This window comes from Mesorhizobium sp. M1E.F.Ca.ET.045.02.1.1, from assembly GCF_003952485.1.
Lineage (GTDB): Bacteria > Pseudomonadota > Alphaproteobacteria > Rhizobiales > Rhizobiaceae > Mesorhizobium.
Map to the genome: position 1 here is coordinate 5,686,692 of NZ_CP034447.1, position 16,296 is coordinate 5,702,987.

Annotated in this window: 20 protein-coding genes and 1 pseudogene; 11 read left to right on the forward strand and 10 right to left on the reverse strand. The window is 62.5% G+C overall.

Going from position 1 to position 16,296, the window contains the following annotated elements; translation table 11 throughout:
* Positions 1–301 precede the first annotated feature (301 nt).
* Positions 302–1,141 carry a 3-methyl-2-oxobutanoate hydroxymethyltransferase gene (panB, locus tag EJ070_RS27495; RefSeq protein WP_126094168.1) on the forward strand — a complete coding sequence of 280 codons (840 nt, stop codon included), beginning with the start codon at positions 302–304 and terminating at the stop codon, positions 1,139–1,141.
* The gene (panC, locus tag EJ070_RS27500) at positions 1,138–1,995 is read left to right on the forward strand and encodes a pantoate--beta-alanine ligase (RefSeq protein WP_126094169.1); all 858 of its coding nucleotides are present in this window, start codon (positions 1,138–1,140) and stop codon (positions 1,993–1,995) included. The genes panB and panC overlap by 4 nt, the downstream gene beginning before the upstream one ends.
* Positions 1,996–2,064: 69 nt before the next feature.
* On the opposite strand, the gene EJ070_RS27505 is transcribed toward panC, so the two are convergent.
* Positions 2,065–2,553: a GNAT family N-acetyltransferase gene (locus EJ070_RS27505; protein WP_126094170.1), complete on the reverse strand. Its 489-nt coding sequence runs from the start codon at positions 2,551–2,553 to the stop codon at positions 2,065–2,067.
* 1 nt (position 2,554) lies between these two features.
* A complete protein-coding gene (gene gatB / locus EJ070_RS27510) occupies positions 2,555–4,057 on the reverse strand; it encodes an Asp-tRNA(Asn)/Glu-tRNA(Gln) amidotransferase subunit GatB (protein ID WP_126094171.1) in 1,503 nt (500 codons plus the stop codon).
* Positions 4,058–4,227: 170 nt separating this feature from the next.
* Here gatB and EJ070_RS27515 point away from each other — a divergent pair, with 170 nt between their 5' ends.
* Positions 4,228–4,497, forward strand: a complete 270-nt coding sequence (locus tag EJ070_RS27515) for a DUF6455 family protein (RefSeq protein ID WP_126094172.1) — start codon at positions 4,228–4,230, stop codon at positions 4,495–4,497.
* 25 nt (positions 4,498–4,522) lie between these two features.
* Here EJ070_RS27515 and EJ070_RS27520 read toward each other — a convergent pair whose 3' ends face one another.
* Together EJ070_RS27520 and EJ070_RS27525 are read right to left on the reverse strand one after the other, a co-directional pair.
* Positions 4,523–4,954: a CBS domain-containing protein gene (locus EJ070_RS27520; RefSeq protein ID WP_126094173.1), complete on the reverse strand. Its 432-nt coding sequence runs from the start codon at positions 4,952–4,954 to the stop codon at positions 4,523–4,525.
* A 134-nt stretch (positions 4,955–5,088) separates the two neighbouring features.
* Positions 5,089–5,826, reverse strand: coding sequence for a rhomboid family intramembrane serine protease (locus EJ070_RS27525; protein ID WP_126094174.1), 738 nt, complete (start codon positions 5,824–5,826; stop codon positions 5,089–5,091).
* A gap of 409 nt (positions 5,827–6,235) precedes the next feature.
* Here EJ070_RS27525 and EJ070_RS27530 point away from each other — a divergent pair, with 409 nt between their 5' ends.
* The 5 genes from EJ070_RS27530 to EJ070_RS27550 all read left to right on the forward strand — a co-directional run bounded on the left by EJ070_RS27530 (position 6,236) and on the right by EJ070_RS27550 (position 10,184).
* Positions 6,236–6,874: a PAS domain-containing protein gene (locus EJ070_RS27530; protein WP_126094175.1), complete on the forward strand. Its 639-nt coding sequence runs from the start codon at positions 6,236–6,238 to the stop codon at positions 6,872–6,874.
* Between the two features lie 174 nt (positions 6,875–7,048).
* Positions 7,049–7,666, forward strand: coding sequence for a PilZ domain-containing protein (locus EJ070_RS27535; RefSeq protein ID WP_126094176.1), 618 nt, complete (start codon positions 7,049–7,051; stop codon positions 7,664–7,666).
* 265 nt (positions 7,667–7,931) lie between these two features.
* Positions 7,932–8,537, forward strand: a complete 606-nt coding sequence (locus EJ070_RS27540; protein ID WP_126094177.1) for a transglutaminase-like cysteine peptidase — start codon at positions 7,932–7,934, stop codon at positions 8,535–8,537.
* A gap of 341 nt (positions 8,538–8,878) precedes the next feature.
* Positions 8,879–9,628 (forward strand): NYN domain-containing protein, encoded by a 750-nt coding sequence (locus tag EJ070_RS27545; protein WP_126094178.1) that lies wholly within the window; start codon positions 8,879–8,881, stop codon positions 9,626–9,628.
* A gap of 52 nt (positions 9,629–9,680) precedes the next feature.
* Positions 9,681–10,184, forward strand: coding sequence for an ankyrin repeat domain-containing protein (locus EJ070_RS27550; protein ID WP_245464689.1), 504 nt, complete (start codon positions 9,681–9,683; stop codon positions 10,182–10,184).
* A gap of 31 nt (positions 10,185–10,215) precedes the next feature.
* Here EJ070_RS27550 and EJ070_RS27555 read toward each other — a convergent pair whose 3' ends face one another.
* Both EJ070_RS27555 and EJ070_RS27560 read right to left on the reverse strand, forming a co-directional pair.
* Positions 10,216–10,743 (reverse strand): gamma carbonic anhydrase family protein, encoded by a 528-nt coding sequence (locus EJ070_RS27555; protein ID WP_126094180.1) that lies wholly within the window; start codon positions 10,741–10,743, stop codon positions 10,216–10,218.
* A 105-nt stretch (positions 10,744–10,848) separates the two neighbouring features.
* Positions 10,849–11,169: a hypothetical protein gene (locus EJ070_RS27560; protein ID WP_126094181.1), complete on the reverse strand. Its 321-nt coding sequence runs from the start codon at positions 11,167–11,169 to the stop codon at positions 10,849–10,851.
* 109 nt (positions 11,170–11,278) lie between these two features.
* Here EJ070_RS27560 and EJ070_RS27565 point away from each other — a divergent pair, with 109 nt between their 5' ends.
* The gene (locus EJ070_RS27565) at positions 11,279–12,010 is read left to right on the forward strand and encodes a hypothetical protein (RefSeq protein WP_126094182.1); all 732 of its coding nucleotides are present in this window, start codon (positions 11,279–11,281) and stop codon (positions 12,008–12,010) included.
* A gap of 121 nt (positions 12,011–12,131) precedes the next feature.
* A complete protein-coding gene (locus EJ070_RS27570; RefSeq protein WP_126095923.1) occupies positions 12,132–13,370 on the forward strand; it encodes a cytochrome P450 in 1,239 nt (412 codons plus the stop codon).
* Positions 13,371–13,622: 252 nt separating this feature from the next.
* Here the strand turns inward: EJ070_RS27570 and EJ070_RS27575 are convergent, their stop codons facing one another.
* The 4 genes from EJ070_RS27575 to EJ070_RS27590 form a co-directional block, all read right to left on the reverse strand.
* Positions 13,623–13,967, reverse strand: coding sequence for a cupin domain-containing protein (locus EJ070_RS27575; protein ID WP_189350095.1), 345 nt, complete (start codon positions 13,965–13,967; stop codon positions 13,623–13,625).
* 5 nt (positions 13,968–13,972) lie between these two features.
* Positions 13,973–15,253, reverse strand: a complete 1,281-nt coding sequence (locus EJ070_RS27580) for an O-acetylhomoserine aminocarboxypropyltransferase (protein WP_126094184.1) — start codon at positions 15,251–15,253, stop codon at positions 13,973–13,975.
* Between the two features lie 160 nt (positions 15,254–15,413).
* Entirely contained in the window at positions 15,414–15,935 is a 522-nt protein-coding gene (locus tag EJ070_RS27585; RefSeq protein ID WP_126094185.1) for a CoA-binding protein, read from the reverse strand.
* Positions 15,932–16,087, reverse strand: a complete 156-nt coding sequence (locus EJ070_RS27590; RefSeq protein WP_245464690.1) for a hypothetical protein — start codon at positions 16,085–16,087, stop codon at positions 15,932–15,934. The genes EJ070_RS27585 and EJ070_RS27590 overlap by 4 nt, the downstream gene beginning before the upstream one ends.
* On the opposite strand from EJ070_RS27590, the pseudogene EJ070_RS27595 reads away from it, so the two are divergent.
* Positions 16,044–16,295, forward strand: a pseudogene (locus EJ070_RS27595) (AAA family ATPase); the annotation flags it as partial. The gene EJ070_RS27590 and the pseudogene EJ070_RS27595 overlap by 44 nt on opposite strands.
* Between the last annotated feature and the right edge of the window lies 1 nt (position 16,296).

The following is a 16,296-nucleotide window of genomic DNA, read 5'->3' on the forward strand; positions in this document are numbered from 1 at the left end:
CAGCGGCCGCACCGTTTCCTGCTTATGGCGTCAGGCCATCGCGAAGGCAAGGGTTTTGCCGCGCCCGGCGACGTAAATGGCTTCGTGCGCTAAAGCGCGTCGATTCGGGCGACGCGCTTTAGTTTTTGTTTTTTATGCATGTCGTTTTCGCAAAACGGCTGCACACCTTTGCGCGACATTGCATTAATCGATACACCCGCGGAGATGTCGCCGCCTCGGCTTGCCAAGCGCCGCCTGTATTTCTAAAGCTCGCACGCCCGCAAAGCGGGCATCTGGCCCAGGCCGGTGAGGGAGGTGAGGATTGGCCCCAGAACGGTCCACCGGCAATCGGATCGGCGCCGAAGACATCCGTCGCCGCAAGGGTGGCGTGCCGATCGTCTGCCTCACCGCCTATACCTATCCAATAGCCCGCATGCTCGATCCGCATGTCGACCTGCTTTTGGTCGGCGACAGCGTCGCCATGGTGCTGCATGGCCACGCTACGACGCTCGGCGCCTCGCTGGAGATGATGATCGCGCATGGACAGGCGGTAATGCGCGGCTCGGCAAAAGCCTGCGTGGTCGTCGACATGCCCGCGGGCAGCTACGAGGGCTCCCCGGCGAACGCCGTTGCCTCGGCAAGGCGCATCGTCAATGAAACCGGATGCCAGGCGGTCAAGCTCGAGGGCGGCGTCGACATGGCCGCGCAGATCGCGGCCATCGTTGCCGAGGGCATCCCGGTCATGGGCCATATCGGCCTGCAGCCGCAATCCGTGGAAAAGGACGGCGGCTACAGGATCAAGGGCCGCACCAGAGAAAACGTCGAAGCCCTCTTTCGCGACGCCGAAGCGGTCGAAAGGGCCGGCGCCTTCTCGGTCGTCATCGAGGGGACGGTGGAGGCCGTGGCTTCGGATCTCACCCGCCATATCGCCATCCCGACCATCGGCATCGGCGCCAGCGCCGACTGCGACGGCCAGATCCTGGTCATAGACGACATGATCGGCATGACGGTCGACCGGGTGCCGAAATTCGTCAAGGAATACGCAAACCTGCGCGACACTATTTCGGACGCGGCAGCGCGCTACGCCGCCGAGGTGCGCAGCCGCGCATTTCCAGGACGGGACCACGTCTTTTCGGCGACGTCGGGCAAGGACAAGGCATGAGCGGACCAATCGTCGTCGACAGCGTCGCCGCGCTCCGCACGCAAATCCGGGACTGGCGCCGGGAGGGCCTCACGGTCGCCATGGTGCCGACCATGGGCGCCCTGCATGACGGCCATATCTCGCTGGTCAGGATCGCGCTCGAAAAGGCCGAGCGCTGCGTCGTCTCGATCTTCGTCAATCCGGCCCAGTTCGCGCCGACAGAGGATCTGGACAAATATCCGCGCCAACTGGCCCGGGATATCGACCGGCTTCGGGAAACAGGCGCGCATCTCGTCTTCACGCCGACCGTCGCGGAAATGTACCCGGCCGGGTTCGCTACCAAAATCTCGGTCGGTGGCCCCTCCGCCGGTCTGGAAACGGATTTCAGGCCGGCCTTCTTCGACGGCGTCGCTATCGTTGTGACCAAGCTTTTCCTGCAGGCCGCGCCCGATTGCGCGGTGTTCGGCGAGAAGGACTACCAGCAGCTTTGCGTCGTCAGGCAGCTTTGCCGCGATCTCGATCTGCCGGTCGACATCATCGGCGGGCCGACGGTGCGCGATTCGCATGGCCTCGCCATGTCGTCCCGCAACGCCTATCTCGGCGAGGCCGAACTCGATATCGCGCGCAAGCTCAACGCGGTTCTGCGTCAGACCGCGACGGAACTGGCATCCGGCGCGGATGAGGCAAGTGCCACGGGCGAGGCCGCGGAAGCACTCGTCCGGTCGGGCTTCCGAAAGGTCGACTACGTCGCCGCACGCGAGGCCGTGACGCTCAGGCCTTGGCGGGGGGATCGCGACGGCCGCCTGCTCGCGGCGGCCTGGCTCGGCACGACCAGGCTTATCGACAATGTGGAGATTCTCCCCGCGCCTGAGTGACGAAGTCTGGACAGCCCGGGGATGCATCAAATCCAGGGCGCGACGCCGCAGCCGTTATCTTCGGACGATCTACGCCAGCCGCTTTTCCAGGACGAGCGCGGGTATTCCTGAACCGCCGCCGCAATCGCCAGTCCTGCCGGCGGGCCGGAACCCATGCGCCTCGTAGAAGGCGATCGCCGGGGAATTCGCCTCCTCCACTTCCAGGCGCAGTGTCCGCGCCTCCGGGAAGCTGGCCTCAACCTCGTCGAGCAGCGACCGGCCGATCCCTCGGCGCTGGCAGTCCGGATGCACGTAGAGTTGGTTGAGGAGGACGATCTTCGGGTCCGTGGTGGCGGAAGCGAACGCAATGCCGCCGAGGCGCTTGCCGTCGTCGGCCACCAGGAATTCCGAATTGGGGCGCGTCAGCCGCGCCTTGAGCGAGGCGATCGAATGCCAGTCATCGGTGATCTCGGTGACGCGCCCGGCGCCATAGATGGCATCGTAGGTGGCATGCCAGGTCTCGACCAGCAGCGCACGGATGGCGGCGAGATCGCGTTCGCTCGCCGTCCGCACGAACATGCTAGCCCTCGATGCCGAGCTTGGCCTTGACCAGCTCGTTGACCGCCTGCGGATTCGCCTTGCCGCCGGTCGCCTTCATCACCTGGCCGACGAACCAGCCGGCCATGGTCGGCTTGGCGCGCGCCTGCTCGGCCTTGTCGGGGTTGGCGGCGATGACCTCGTCGACCGCCTTCTCGATGGCGCCGGTGTCGGTGACCTGCTTCATGCCGCGGCTCTCGACGAGCTGGCGCGGGTCGCCGCCCTCGTTCCATACGATCTCGAACAGGTCCTTGGCGATCTTGCCGGAGATCGTGCCTTCCTTGATCAGGTCGATGACAGCGCCGAGCTGATCAGGCGAAACCGGAGCATTTTCAATATCTTTTCCGGCTTTGTTGAGAGCACCCAGCAGGTCGTTGATGACCCAGTTGGCGGCCTGCTTGCCGTCACGTCCGGCCGCCACCTTCTCGAAATAATCGGCGACCGGCTTTTCCGAAACAAGCACCGAGGCGTCGTAGGCCGAGAGGCCCAGCGAGTCGATCAGCCTCGCCTTCTTGTCGTCGGGCAGTTCCGGCAGATGCTGCGCCAAGGTGTCGACATAGGCCTGGTCGAACTCCAGCGGCAAGAGGTCGGGGTCCGGGAAGTAGCGGTAGTCATGCGCCTCTTCCTTGGAGCGCATCGAGCGCGTCTCGCCCTTGTTGGGATCGAACAGGCGCGTCTCCTGCTCGATCGCGCCGCCGTCTTCCAGGATGGCGATCTGCCGGCGCGCTTCGGACTCGATCGCCTGGCCGATGAAACGGATCGAGTTGACGTTCTTGATCTCGCAGCGCGTGCCGAAGGCGCCGCCCGGACGGCGCACCGAGACGTTGACATCGGCGCGCAGCGATCCTTCGTCCATGTTGCCGTCGCAGGTGCCGAGATAGCGCATGATGGTGCGCAGCTTGCTGACATAGGCCTTGGCCTCGTCTGCGGAACGCATGTCGGGCTTGGAGACGATCTCCATCAGCGCGACGCCCGAGCGGTTGAGGTCGACATAAGACATGGTCGGATGCTGGTCGTGCATCGACTTGCCCGCATCCTGCTCCAGATGCAGCCGCTCGATGCCGACCTCGATGTCCTCGAACTCGCCCTGCCGGTCCGGCCCGACGGAGACGATCACCTTGCCCTCGCCGACGATCGGCTGCTTGAACTGCGAGATCTGATATCCCTGCGGCAGATCCGGATAGAAGTAGTTCTTCCGGTCGAAGACCGACTTGTGGTTGATCGCCGCCTGCAGGCCAAGTCCGGTGCGGATCGCCTGCTTGACGCATTCCTCGTTGATCACTGGCAGCATGCCGGGCATCGCCGCGTCGACCAGGCTGACATTGGCGTTGGGGGCGGCGCCGAAAGAGGTCGAGGCGCCGGAGAACAACTTTGCCTCGGACGTCACTTGCGCATGCACTTCGAGCCCGATGATGATCTCCCAGTCGCCGGTGGCGCCGGAGATCAGGCGTTTCGGGTCGGGCGTGCGGGTATCGATGATGCTCATTGTGGTCCAGATGCTTGTTGTCCGAATTCCCGCACTCTGGCAGCGCAGGATGTCAACCGTTCGCTAGATCAATCGGCTCGGGCTGGCAAGGGAGTCGTCTGTTGACCGAGATCAATGCATGCCCCTGCCGCCTTGGACAAAATTGCCGAAAGGGTAGGAGTGTGACCAACATGAACTTTCTGGATTATCTGCTTCCAGTCGAGGTCAGGACCTCGTTGATGGGTCGAATGATGCAGAAGATGGGCGTCGAACGGCAACTCAAAATCATTCCGGACCAAATTGCCGTCACCAATCGAGCTGTCGACCGCTGCCGTTCATGCGGCCATCAAGCCGAATGCTCGACCTGGCTCGACAGCCACGAACAAGCCGACACCCCGCCGGAATATTGTCGCAACGCCGACCTGATCGCGCGCCTCCAGCACGCAGCCGGCCTGCGCTAGGATGCAATAAGCAGCCAAGCAGCGGCTACGCGGTGGCGATATAGGCCCGGATCTCCTCGGCTTCGCGTTCGACGTCCTCGATGCGGCGCTTGACCACGTCGCCGATCGACACGATGCCGTCGAGCATGCCGTCCTTCTCCACCGGCAGGTGGCGGAAGCGGCCTCGCGTCATGATCTCCATGACCTCGTTTACGGTATGGCTCTCGTTACAGATCTTGACCTTGGGCGTCATCGCCGAACGCACCGCGATATCGAGCGCGGCCGCTCCTTCCCTGGCAATCACCCGCACGACGTCGCGCTCCGAGAGAATGCCGACGATCTTGCGGTCGCCGTTGGTGATGACGAGCGCGCCGATCCTGTGTTCGGTCAGAATCCGGATGGCCTCGGTCAGCTTTTCGTTAGGCCCGAGCGTGAACACGTCATGGCCCTTGCTTTCAAGAATTGCCTTAACCGTCATGGCGTCCTCCTCAGCCTTGCTCGCCGGCTCCTGCCCGACCGGCTTTTTTTCAGCCCCAGCGCCCTTGGGAAGACGCTGGGTGCCTAGCCGCCATCGTGCGCCGTGATTGGCTGCATTTCAAGTGCGCCGCAGCGTTACTCCGACGGCTGCGGGCGGTCGAAGAAACGCAGGCCGAAGAAGCCAGCGATAAAGCCGCCGATATGGGCCTCCCAGGCGATCTGGCCGTCGACACCTGGCGCGAAGCCGAGCAGGCCGGTGGCGAGGTTGATCACCATCCAGACGCCGAGGAAAGTCATGACGCCGCGCGAGCGCAGCACGATTGCGATCGGCAGCGGCTCACCGGCGAAGGCTGCCTTGCCGGACGAGCGGTCGATGCGAAAGCCATAGCGCGCCGCCGCCCCCATCATGCCAGAGATCGCGCCCGAAGCGCCGACGAGCGGCATCTCGCCATACGGGTGCAGCGCCCAAAACAGCGCAACCGAAACCAGCCCGGTCACCGCGTAGAACACTGCAAATCGAACACCGCCGAGACGATTGGCGAGCGGCGAGCCGAAAGCGGCGAGCCAGACCATATTGACCAAGAGATGCGCCCAACTGCCATGCATGAACGCATAAGTGAAAGGCTGAACCAGCAAATAGACGCTTGGCGGGTAAAGACCCGAATAGAAAGCCGGCGTGAAGGCGAAGGTCGAGACAAACGTGTCGTCTTGCGCTGGCGTGAGAAGATAGTTTTCGGCCAGATAGACGACGAGGCAAATCGCAACTACCGCCTGCACCACCGGCGGCAGGTTGAATACCGGCTCGCGGCGCGGTTCCGGCGCCTCCTCATGCGGCTGCGGTTCGGGTTCAGTCGGGCTTACCGGTTCGCTCATGCGGCCCTGCAGTTGGCTGGAGACTCGATTTTCGGGCGAGCATGTAGTTCACGCCTGATCGAATCACAAACCGCGAATCGCCACAGCCCCGAATCGGAAAGAGGGCGAATCAAAGAAAGGCCGTCCAGGGTTTCCCCTGAACGGCTGGCCGAGTCCCCTGCTCCCCGAAAACTCTTGAAGTGCTGCCGATCGCTGCGAAACGATCGTTTTGGAGTGATTTTTGGTGTGCCACAGCCCCTGCCGGCACGCAACGTAAACCACTTGTTAACCTTAACGACCCCGACCCGTGAACAAACGTTAACGATGCTGGCACGCATCCTGCTCCGCACCGCATGAAGGTCATCGGAGGGCGCCCTGTCTGTTCGCCGATGGGACAGCAAAAAGACAGATTGCGCGGAGCGGAATGAAAATGAATCAGAACGGATCAATCACGCTGTTCCAATATTGGAACCGGCTGCGTGATGGCCGCCCTGCCCCGAAACGCTCGGAGGTCGAGCCGGCGGACATCAAGTCGCTCCTGGCCGACACGTTCATCCTGGAGCGGGACACGCGCGGGGAAGCCGTGTTCCGGCTCGCCGGCACAAGGCTCTGCGCCTGCTACGGCCGCGAGCTCAAGGGCTTCTCGTTTCCCTCGCTCTGGCGCGAGAAGGACCAGCGACTGGTGTCGCGGCTCATCCACGGCGTCTTCGACCAGAAATCGCTGCTGCTGATGAACTACGAGGGCTTCAGCCGAAACGGCCGTTCCAACAAGTTCGAACTGCTCGCGCTGCCGCTCGACGGCGGCATCGAGAATCCCCGCTGCCTCGGCATCATCAGCGCCGTGGAAAGGCCGTTCTGGCTGGGCGCCGACCCGCTTGCCGATGCCCAGATCGACGCGATCCGGGTCATTGATCCCGACAAGGAACCGATGTTCCTGAAGAATCGGCCTGCGATCGATGTTCCTTCGCTGGTGCCGACGGAGTTCGACGCGCATGAGACCATTCCCGCGCTCGGCCGCGTGCGCCGGATTCGCCACCTCGTCGTCTTCGACGGCGGACGCAACGAATGAGGCAAGTGGCCGGGAATCCTGGCCCGATCGATTCTGACTTTGCCCCTGAGACAAGCTCCGATCTCAAGCCGTTCGCGGCCGACTTTTTCCCCTTTGTTAACCTGCTTTGCTGTAGCTTTTTCCGGCGAAATTCCGCGCATCGTCGCGTGGAGTGCCAACGGGGTGCAGGCAGCCATGAGGTCAACGGCGGTAGAATACGCGCCGTCCCGAGCAGAGCGGCGCAATTTCCAGCGCGTCCGGGTGAAGATTTACGGGCGGTTCATGCTGGAGGACCGCACCGAACATCCGTGCCAGGTGATCGACATGTCGCCCGGTAACGTCGCCTTGCGCACCGACCGCGTCGGCATGCCGGGCGAAAAGGTCATTGCCTATATCGACCATATCGGCCGCATCGAAGGCATCGTGACACGGACTTCGCAGGACGGTTTCGCCATGACCGTCATCGCTTCCGACCGCAAGAAGGACAAGCTTGCCGCTCAGCTCACCTGGCTTGCCAACAAGCACGAGCTGGACCTGCCGGAAGACCGCCGCCATGAGCGCGTCGCGCCGCGCAATCCGATGAGCGTGCTGCAGCTCACCGATGGGCGCCAGTATCAGTGCCGCATCATCGACCTGTCGCTTTCGGGCGCGGCGATCGAGATCGACGTCAAACCGGCGATCGGCGTGCAGGTCATGCTGGGCACGATGCGCGGCCAGGTGGTGCGTCACTTCGAGGACGGCGTTGCCATCGAATTCGCCGTCATTCAGCGGCCGGAAACGCTGGATTCGGAATTCAACGCGCCGCGATCCTGACGCGAACGCATCCGGGTACAACCGAACCGGCCGCACGCGGCCGGTTTTTTTGTTGCCTCAAAGAGACATCGTCCGCAACCACTCGCCGCCCGCCGAGCCGTCGCCGATCGCCTGCGCGCGCCAACCAAATCCCAACGATCTCAAACCGAGATAGTTCAAATTTTATATTTATTCTACGGGCGTTTTACTCAATATCTACTTCGCGTTTTTGCGTCAAATAAATCCCAACGTGGCACAGTCTTTCTCAAACGGGGAGACTGCCATAATGAAAATGACGAGGGGCAAGCTGTTGCTCTTGGCAATGGCGATGCAGCTTTCCGCCTGGGGAACGGCAAGCGCGGGACCGGTGCTCATGCATACGGGCGGCCGCACCACCCAGCCGGTCGGCCACTATGAATTCTGCCAGCGCGTGCCGGTCGAATGCAACGAAAGGACGCCGAAAGAGCCTCCGGTCGAACTGACCCGCAAACTGTGGGCGACGATCGTCAGCATCAACAATTCGGTGAACATCCGGGTCAAGCCGCGAACCGATATGGAAATCTACGGGGTCGAGGAATACTGGGCCTATCCCGACAACGGCTATGGCGACTGCGAGGATTATGGGCTGGAGAAGCGCCGCGAGCTGATGGCGGCGGGCGTCCCCGCCGGCGACCTCTTGATGACGGTCGTGCGCCAGCCGAACGGCGACGGCCATGCGGTGCTGACGGTGCGCACCAGTCTCGGCGAGTTCATCCTCGACAATCTCGAGCCGAAAGTGCTCGCCTGGAACGACACGGTTTACACCTACCTCAAACGTCAATCGGCCGAGAATTCGGGCGTTTGGGTTTCGATCAACGACGGCCGCGAGGACGCCGTCGCCAGCGTCCGCTAGGACGCCGATGCACGTCGCCCAAAAGTGCGCAGCGGTTTTGGGCCAACGACATGCACAAAGAGATTGAGCACGCCGCATTCATGCGGCGTGCTTAAGAAAAGCCCGGTCGAGTCCCCACCCTCCCCGTCCCCAACGACCGGGTTTTAGGAGCCGGCCCTGTCCCCGGGCCGGCTCCGCCTTTTTTCACTAGCCATTGAAACCCTGATAGAAGGTACTGTGCCAAGGCGCAGATTTCTGTTGCGGCCCACCTCTGCTACAACAAGAAGCAAAGAGAACCGGGGCATGGCGACAGTTCCAAGAGTTTGAGATCCGCAAGCACGCCAGCTACGGGAAGCACCAACATGCCGACAGAACCCCGGTCACCACGCTTGGCGGTCCTTATCGACGCCGACAACGCTTCCGCCAAGATCGTCGACGGCCTGTTCGAGGAAATAGCCAAGATTGGCGAGGCCAGCGTTCGACGCATCTACGGCGACTTCTCGAATGCACGGTCGAAGGGGTGGGCTGACGTCCTGTCAAAGCATGCAATCATTCCCCAGCAGCAGTTCGCTTATACGACTGGGAAAAACGCTTCCGATATCACACTGGTGATTGACGCGATGGACCTGCTTCACAGCGGTCGCTTCGACGGCTTTTGTTTGGTCTCTTCCGACAGCGATTTCACGCGGCTTGCTGCGCGCATACGCGAACAGGGTGTTGATGTATTCGGGTTTGGCGAACAGAAAACCCCGGAGAGTTTTCGGCAGGCATGTCGCCGTTTCGTCTATACAGAAAACCTTCTCCGAAGCGTAGGGGATACTCACGATGCTGCGCCGGTAAGAAAGCCGCTTCAAGCGCCGAGCGCTGCGACACCTATACTAAAGAAAGTCATTGGCCAGATGGAAAGCGAAGATGGCTGGGTGCGTCTTGGCACCTTCGGCCAGCAACTTTCAAATCTCTTCTCCGATTTCGACCCTCGCACCTATGGCTTCGGTAAATTGAGCGACCTTGTGAGGAAGACCGCTGCATTCGATATTGAAAATCCCAAAGGCGGTGCCATGCGAATACGGGTCAAAGTTGCCGCTAAAAAAGGGAAAAGCAAATCCGAGTGACATTGTCATGCTGGAGATCCCTGACGATCGCTGCGAACGCCACCGGCTGTTCATGGCCATCGACGAAAGCTTCAAGGCAGGCGACTTCGAGGCTCTCGGGAAGGCCCTGGGGGGCGCAGCGCGCTGGTTCGATGAGCGGATGCCGTTCGAGCTCGGCCTTGGCCATCCGCTGGAATACGCGATCTATTGGAGTCCGGCCGCCTTCATCGCAACCTTGCTCGACGCCGGCTCGAACCCGAACTACGAGGATCCTGCCGGCTTTCCTTCGCTCATCGCGGCGCTGTCGACGAAGCGGCCGGACAAGCTGGAGGTCGTCCGGCTCCTGCTGAAACATGGCGCCGACCCGAACATGCGCGGCGTGAACGACTGGACGCCGCTGCACTATGCGGTGTCGCTGCGCGACGCGGAAGCGATCCGCCTGCTGCTCGCGTCAGGTGCGGACCCGTCGCTCAGAACCCGCATCGATGATTATGAGACCGCCCTGGAAGGCGCGGACCAAGCCGGTTTCGAAGCGTGGGCGTCGCTGCTGCGCGACGCGATATCCCGGCGCGATTAAACGACCAAGCCGCGGCGCCAAATTGGGCCACTCAGGCCTCTTTCAATCCTGCCTTGAAGCGCTTGCCGTTGGCGACATAATGCGCGGCCGAGACGCGCAGCCTTTCGACCGCCGCATCGTCCAGCGCCCGGATCACCTTGGCTGGCGAGCCGACGATCAGCGAATTGTCCGGGAACACCTTGTTTTCCGTCACCAGGGCGCCCGCGCCGACCAGCGAATTGTTGCCGATCCTCGCGCCGTTGAGCACGACGGCGCCCATGCCGATCAGGCTGTTGTCGCCGATGGCGCAGCCATGCAGCAGGGCACGATGGCCAATGGTGCAGCCCTGTCCAATGGTGAGCGGATAGCCCGGATCGGTGTGCATGATCGTATGTTCCTGCACATTGGTGTCGGCACCGATCGTGATCGGCTCTCCATCGCCGCGGATGACGACACCGAACCAGAATCCGGCATTGCGTCCGACGTTGATATTGCCGATCAGCGTGGCGTCCGGTGCGATCCAGTTGGTTTCGACATCGTCGAATCGGGGCGCCTTTCCGTCGATCGCATAGATTGGCATTTTCGTCTCCGAATCGTCTCAGGCCGAGAATTCGGCCGAGCCTAATGCATGTCTCCCGAAAGTGTGCAGCGGTTTCGGGACAAAGACATGCTTAAAATCAAAGACCTAAAGACCGGTCGCCCATGAGGCAATGGTGATCAGCACTATGCCGAGGGCCAATGCCCAGGCGACCGCCGTGCAGCCACACGAAAGCAGCGCCAGCGTGCCGATGCGCCCCTCGCGCCGCGCAGCCAGCGCATCATTGGTGAGCATGAAAGGGCCGGCGCAGGCGGTTGCCGCAAGCGAGCGTGCGATATGGGCAGGCGACACATAGGGCTCGGCGAAGGCCAGCCGGCGGCCGGAGATGATCTCCATGGCCGAGCCGGCGAGGCCGCAGGCCGTCAGGCCGACCGCAAAAGCGTAGAGAGGGAGCAGCATGGGATCCATCTTTACCAACCGTTTACCATGAAACCGCACAGTCGTACCCATGCGCTGCAAGAGCCATGCCGCGCGAAGCTGTGCCACCTGAGGACAGGTGAGCGGATTGGGAATCGCGATGAGAGAGGCAACCGCCGCCGAAAGCCCGGACTTCGAGGTCGTCGACTCGACCTTGATGAAGCGGGTCTTCTACGCTTTCGCTGCGCTGGCCCTGCTTTCGGTGGCAATCAGCGTCGGCGGCAAATGGCTTGGGCGATCGATCGCCATGGCCGGCTATACCGACGACACGACCGTCCGACAGGTCGTCATGGGCAACAATTTGATCAGCGTGCCGGCCAATTTCATCCGCTTCGACCAGGCAAGGCGCGACGGCATCGCCTCACGCCTCGATCTCTATCTGCGCTATCCCGAGATGGACGGCTACAGCGCCGCCGCGCGCGACGATTTCAACCATACCCGCGCCGCCAAGAAGATCGTCTTCCTGTCGTTCGAGCCGCGGATGATGTCGCGCGACATGAGCGGCCGCTTCGCGCCGATCTACAGCGCCCTGATCGTCAAGCCGGGCACGCCAGGTCCGGGCGGCACGACGCTCTACGGCTTCACCGAGAAATCGGGCTACCTCAACGAGGTGCTGGCGGTTGCCGACCGGCCGGGCAAGGACCCTTTCGTCGCCCGCTGCCTGAGCGGGCCAAGCGCCGAGGAATCGCTGGCGCCCTGCGAGCGCGACATCCAGGTGGGCGACGATCTCAGCCTCACCTACCGTTTCCCGCGCGAGCTCCTCGGAAATTGGCAGGCGCTCGACGCCGCGATCGCCGCCAAGGTGGCAGGCATCCTGAAGACGGGACGCTGAAGCGCGGCGCCGGAGCTCCGCGCACTGCCTTGTGTGCCTGGCCCAACGCATGGGCACGACGGAGGCCAAGATACGGTATACGGTCTGGCATCTGGCCGACAAGGCGCGCTATTGGTCAGACATGATGCCAGCCTATCTCGCTTTCGATCCAACCAGCCGCCGCCTACGGCTCGACCCGCACGAGCCGGCCTTCGTGCAGAACCCTTATGAGGCCTATGCCTTCCTGCATGGCATCTCCAATGCCTTCTTCTGGGAGGATTACGGCTTCTGGTGTTTTGGCGGCTTCGACGACGTCAATCGGCTGCTGCGCGACCGCCGCTTCGGCCGCCAGAACCCGGCCGGCATTCCCGACAGCCGCGGTGTTGGCGACGACCGCTCGCATCTGACCGCCTTCGACGCAATCGAGGCGAATTCGATTCTGGAGCTCGAGCCGCCAGTGCATACGAGGCTTCGGACGCTGGTCAACCGCGCCTTCGTATCGCGCCAGGTCGAGCGGCTGAGGCCGCGCATCGAGGTCTTGGCCAATGAGCTGATCGACCGTTTCGAGCCAGGCGGCGTCGACCTTCTGCCGGCTTACGCCTCACCCTTGCCGATCACAATCATCGCCGAGATGCTGGGCGTTCCGGTCGATATGGGGCCGCAACTGCTCGACTGGTCGCACCGGATGGTCGCCATGTACATGCACGGCCGCACGCGTGAGATCGAGGACACGGCCAACCGCGCCAGCCGCGATTTCGCTGCCTTCCTGCGCGGCTATGTCGCCGAGCGGCGCAAGAAGCCCGGCGACGATCTGCTTTCGCTGCTGATCGAGGCCCAGGACAACGGCCAAAGACTTTCCGAGGACGAACTGGTTTCCTCGGCGATCCTTTTGCTCAACGCCGGGCATGAGGCCACCGTGCATCAGACCGGCAATGCCGTGCGTTCGATCCTGGCGCAAGGCGGTGATCCCCACCGCTTCTTCGAAACAACGGAGGCGAACGCCGCGACGGTCGAGGAATGCCTGCGCTTCGACGCGCCGCTGCATATGTTCCTGCGCTATGCCTATGAGGAGATCGAAGTTTCACCGGGCATTTTGGTCAAGCCCAGCGAGATGATCGCGCTGCTGCTTGGCATGGCCAACCACGACCCGCTGGCGTTTGCCGGACCCGACACATTCAATCCGGTCCGCACGGACCAGAAGAACGTCTCGTTCGGTGCCGGCATCCATTTCTGCATCGGCGCGCCGCTGGCCAGGCTGGAACTGCAGGTTTCGTTGAAAACGCTGTTCGAGCGCCTGCCCAATTTGCGCCTGGCCGGGGAACCGCGCTTCCGCGATACCTATCACTTCCATGGGTTGGAGCGGCTTGCTGTTACTTTCTGAGCGAGGCGTGCCCGACCTCGTCATCCTTGGGCGTAGCGACGCGAAGCGGAGCGAAGACCCAAGGATCCATTCCGTGACCTCGCCGAAGGGTGCAAACGGGCAGAATTCCGCATCGCTGCAACGCTTCAAAGTCATGGAATGGATCCTCGGGTCTGCGCTGCGTCGCTACGCTCCTTGCTCCGCCCGTGGATGACGAAACGATAAACGCCTCGGCCAATCTTGAACGTATTCAACACAGGAACCGGAGGCGCTTCAAAGCCGGATCACATATTCCTTCCGCGTCGTCTCCAGCACCTCCCAGGTGCCTTTGAAGCCCGGCCGCAGCACGAAACTGTCGCCGGCCCGCACGGTACGCGCCTCGCTGCCGTCCTCGGCGATGACCGAAACGCCGGACAGGATGTGGCAGAATTCCCATTCGTCATAGACGATGCGCCACTTGCCGGGCGTCGCTTCCCAGATCCCGGCATAGAGGCCGCCGTCCCGCTCCTCGACGTTCCAGGTGCGGAATTTCGGGTCGCCCGAGATCACGCGATCGGGGGCCGGCGCGCCGGCCTCCGGTTCGACGTTATCGGCTTTCACCGCAAGAAAGGCCGACATCGCGATCAGACCTTGCCGAGCGCCTGTTCCAGGTCGGCGACGATGTCGTTGACATCCTCGATGCCGACCGAAAGGCGAACCGTGTCCGGTCCGGCTCCGGCCTTGATCTTCTGCTCGTCGGAAAGCTGACGGTGCGTGGTCGAGGCCGGATGGATGACCAGCGACTTGGTGTCGCCGACATTGGCCAGGTGCGAGAACAGCTCCAGCGCCTCGACGAACTTGACGCCGGCCTCGTAGCCGCCCTTGAGGCCGAAGGTGAAGACAGCACCAGCGCCCTGCGGCGAATATTTCTTCTGCAGCGCGTTGTTCTTATCGCTCGGCAGTCCGGGATAGTTCACCCAGGCGACTTTCGGATGGTTCGAAAGCCAGGCTGCGACGCTCACTGCGTTGTCGCAATGGCGCTGCATGCGCAGCGGCAGCGTTTCAAGGCCGGTCAGGATCAGGAAGGCGTTGAAGGGCGAGATCGCCGGGCCGATGTCGCGAAGGCCGAGGACGCGGGCGGCGATGGCGAAGGCAAAATTGCCGAAGGTCTCGTGCAGCACGAGGCCGCCATATTCGGGGCGCGGCTCGGACAGCATCGGGTACTTGCCCGACTTCGACCAGTCGAAGGTGCCGCCATCGACGATGGCGCCGCCGATCGAATTGCCATGGCCGCCGATGAATTTGGTCAGCGAATGCACGACGATGTCGGCGCCGTGTTCGATCGGCCGCACCAGATAGGGCGAGGCCAGCGTGTTGTCGACGATCAGCGGCAGGCCGTGCCTGCGGGCGATGTCACCGATCTTCTCGATGTCGACGAAGATACCGCCGGGATTTGCGAGGCTCTCGATGAAGATCGCCTTTGTCTTGTCATCGATCTGGCTCTCGAAGGTCGAGATGTCGTTGGTGTCGGCCCAGCGCACCTGCCAGTCGAAATTCTTGAAGGCCTGGCCAAACTGGTTGATCGAGCCGCCATAAAGCTTCGTCGCGGCGATGAAATTTTCGCCGGGGCGCATCAGATTGTGGAAGACGAGCACCTGGGCGGCGTGGCCCGAAGCGACGGCAAGCGCCGCCGTGCCGCCTTCGAGCGCGGCAAGGCGTTCCTCAAGAACGGCTTGAGTCGGGTTCATGATGCGGGTGTAGATGTTGCCGAAGGCCTTCAGCCCAAACAGCGAGGCGGCGTGGTCGGCGTCGTCGAAGACGTAGGAGGTGGTCTGGTAGATCGGCGTGGCGCGCGCGCCGGTCGCCGGATCCGGCTTGGCGCCGGCATGAACGGCGAGCGTGTTGAAACCGGGTGTACGGGTCATCTAAGCCTCCCTCTCTAAACCTTTCGAAAATCGCCGGGCATTCTTGGCGAAGCGTGGCGGCGAATGCAAAGAAGAAAATACCTTTCGGCGTGCGATCTGCGGCGAACGTCCGGAAAAATCCATCACTTCCCGGAATAATTTTGCGCGGCCGGTAGCCCGTCTATTTCTGCCGCACGCCGAAGCTCTGGAAGCCCTGCCGCATCACGGGCTTCTTCGACGACAGCACGCCGGAATTGACGCCGGTCCAACCGATCTCGCCCGACAGCTTGCCATATTCGATCTTCGGGCATCGGTTCATCACCACCTTGATGCCTGCGGCCTCGGCGCGGGCCGCGGCCTCGTCATGGCGCACGCCAAGCTGCATCCAGACGACCTTCGGCAAGGGATCGAGATGCAGGATCTGGTCAACGATGCCCGGCACCGCCGCCGAGCCGCGAAAAATATCGACCATGTCGACAGGCTGGGGCAGGTCGGCCAGGCTGGCATAGACCGTCTGCCCGAGTATCTGCTTGCCGGCATGGCCGGGATTGATCGGGAGCACCGAGAATCCCTTGGAGAGCAGATATTTCAACACGAAGTAGCTTGGGCGCACATCGTTGGGCGAGGCGCCGACCATGGCGATGGTCTTCACCGAGTTCAGGATCCCGGCGATGTAGGTGTTGTCGTAGGCGTCGTGATTCATGGCTCGTCCTCATACAGCGCTTCGGCGAGAAAGGCAGCCGGATCGCTGCAGAAGTCGCGCATCATGCGAAAATGGTCGGTGTCCTGAAAGTCGATCGGGTCGAGCGAGGCGCCGCCCGATTTCCTGTCATGGTCGCATGGCGAAGGTTTCATCCGCTTCTTCGAGGAACGCTGCCGCCGGCAAGGCATCTACATCCTCGACGAACCCGAGAGCGCGCTGTCGCCGACGCGCCAGATCGAATTGTTGAGGCTGTTTCAGAGAATGGAGCGATCAGGCACCGCGCAGGTGATCATGGCGACGCATTCGCCGCTGCTGATGGCCTGTCCGAACGCGCGCCTATTCCGCGTCAGCCGCTTCGGCC

Bases quoted from the DNA above. Each gene is read 5' to 3' on its own strand.
- EJ070_RS27525 (WP_126094174.1), bottom strand. From the start codon at position 5,826: ATGAGCGAACCGGTAAGCCCGACTGAACCCGAACCGCAGCCGCATGAG.
- EJ070_RS27515 (WP_126094172.1), top strand. From the start codon at position 4,228: ATGAACTTTCTGGATTATCTGCTTCCAGTCGAGGTCAGGACCTCGTTG.
- EJ070_RS27550 (WP_245464689.1), top strand. From the start codon at position 9,681: ATGGCCATCGACGAAAGCTTCAAGGCAGGCGACTTCGAGGCTCTCGGG.
- EJ070_RS27530 (WP_126094175.1), top strand. From the start codon at position 6,236: ATGAATCAGAACGGATCAATCACGCTGTTCCAATATTGGAACCGGCTG.
- EJ070_RS27580 (WP_126094184.1), bottom strand. From the start codon at position 15,253: ATGACCCGTACACCCGGTTTCAACACGCTCGCCGTTCATGCCGGCGCC.
- EJ070_RS27575 (WP_189350095.1), bottom strand. From the start codon at position 13,967: ATGTCGGCCTTTCTTGCGGTGAAAGCCGATAACGTCGAACCGGAGGCC.
- EJ070_RS27535 (WP_126094176.1), top strand. From the start codon at position 7,049: ATGAGGTCAACGGCGGTAGAATACGCGCCGTCCCGAGCAGAGCGGCGC.
- EJ070_RS27555 (WP_126094180.1), bottom strand. From the start codon at position 10,743: ATGCCAATCTATGCGATCGACGGAAAGGCGCCCCGATTCGACGATGTC.
- panC (WP_126094169.1), top strand. From the start codon at position 1,138: ATGAGCGGACCAATCGTCGTCGACAGCGTCGCCGCGCTCCGCACGCAA.
- EJ070_RS27545 (WP_126094178.1), top strand. From the start codon at position 8,879: ATGCCGACAGAACCCCGGTCACCACGCTTGGCGGTCCTTATCGACGCC.
- EJ070_RS27565 (WP_126094182.1), top strand. From the start codon at position 11,279: ATGAGAGAGGCAACCGCCGCCGAAAGCCCGGACTTCGAGGTCGTCGAC.
- gatB (WP_126094171.1), bottom strand. From the start codon at position 4,057: ATGAGCATCATCGATACCCGCACGCCCGACCCGAAACGCCTGATCTCC.
- EJ070_RS27570 (WP_126095923.1), top strand. From the start codon at position 12,132: ATGATGCCAGCCTATCTCGCTTTCGATCCAACCAGCCGCCGCCTACGG.
- EJ070_RS27505 (WP_126094170.1), bottom strand. From the start codon at position 2,553: ATGTTCGTGCGGACGGCGAGCGAACGCGATCTCGCCGCCATCCGTGCG.
- EJ070_RS27520 (WP_126094173.1), bottom strand. From the start codon at position 4,954: ATGACGGTTAAGGCAATTCTTGAAAGCAAGGGCCATGACGTGTTCACG.
- EJ070_RS27590 (WP_245464690.1), bottom strand. From the start codon at position 16,087: ATGAAACCTTCGCCATGCGACCATGACAGGAAATCGGGCGGCGCCTCG.
- EJ070_RS27585 (WP_126094185.1), bottom strand. From the start codon at position 15,935: ATGAATCACGACGCCTACGACAACACCTACATCGCCGGGATCCTGAAC.
- EJ070_RS27540 (WP_126094177.1), top strand. From the start codon at position 7,932: ATGAAAATGACGAGGGGCAAGCTGTTGCTCTTGGCAATGGCGATGCAG.
- EJ070_RS27560 (WP_126094181.1), bottom strand. From the start codon at position 11,169: ATGGATCCCATGCTGCTCCCTCTCTACGCTTTTGCGGTCGGCCTGACG.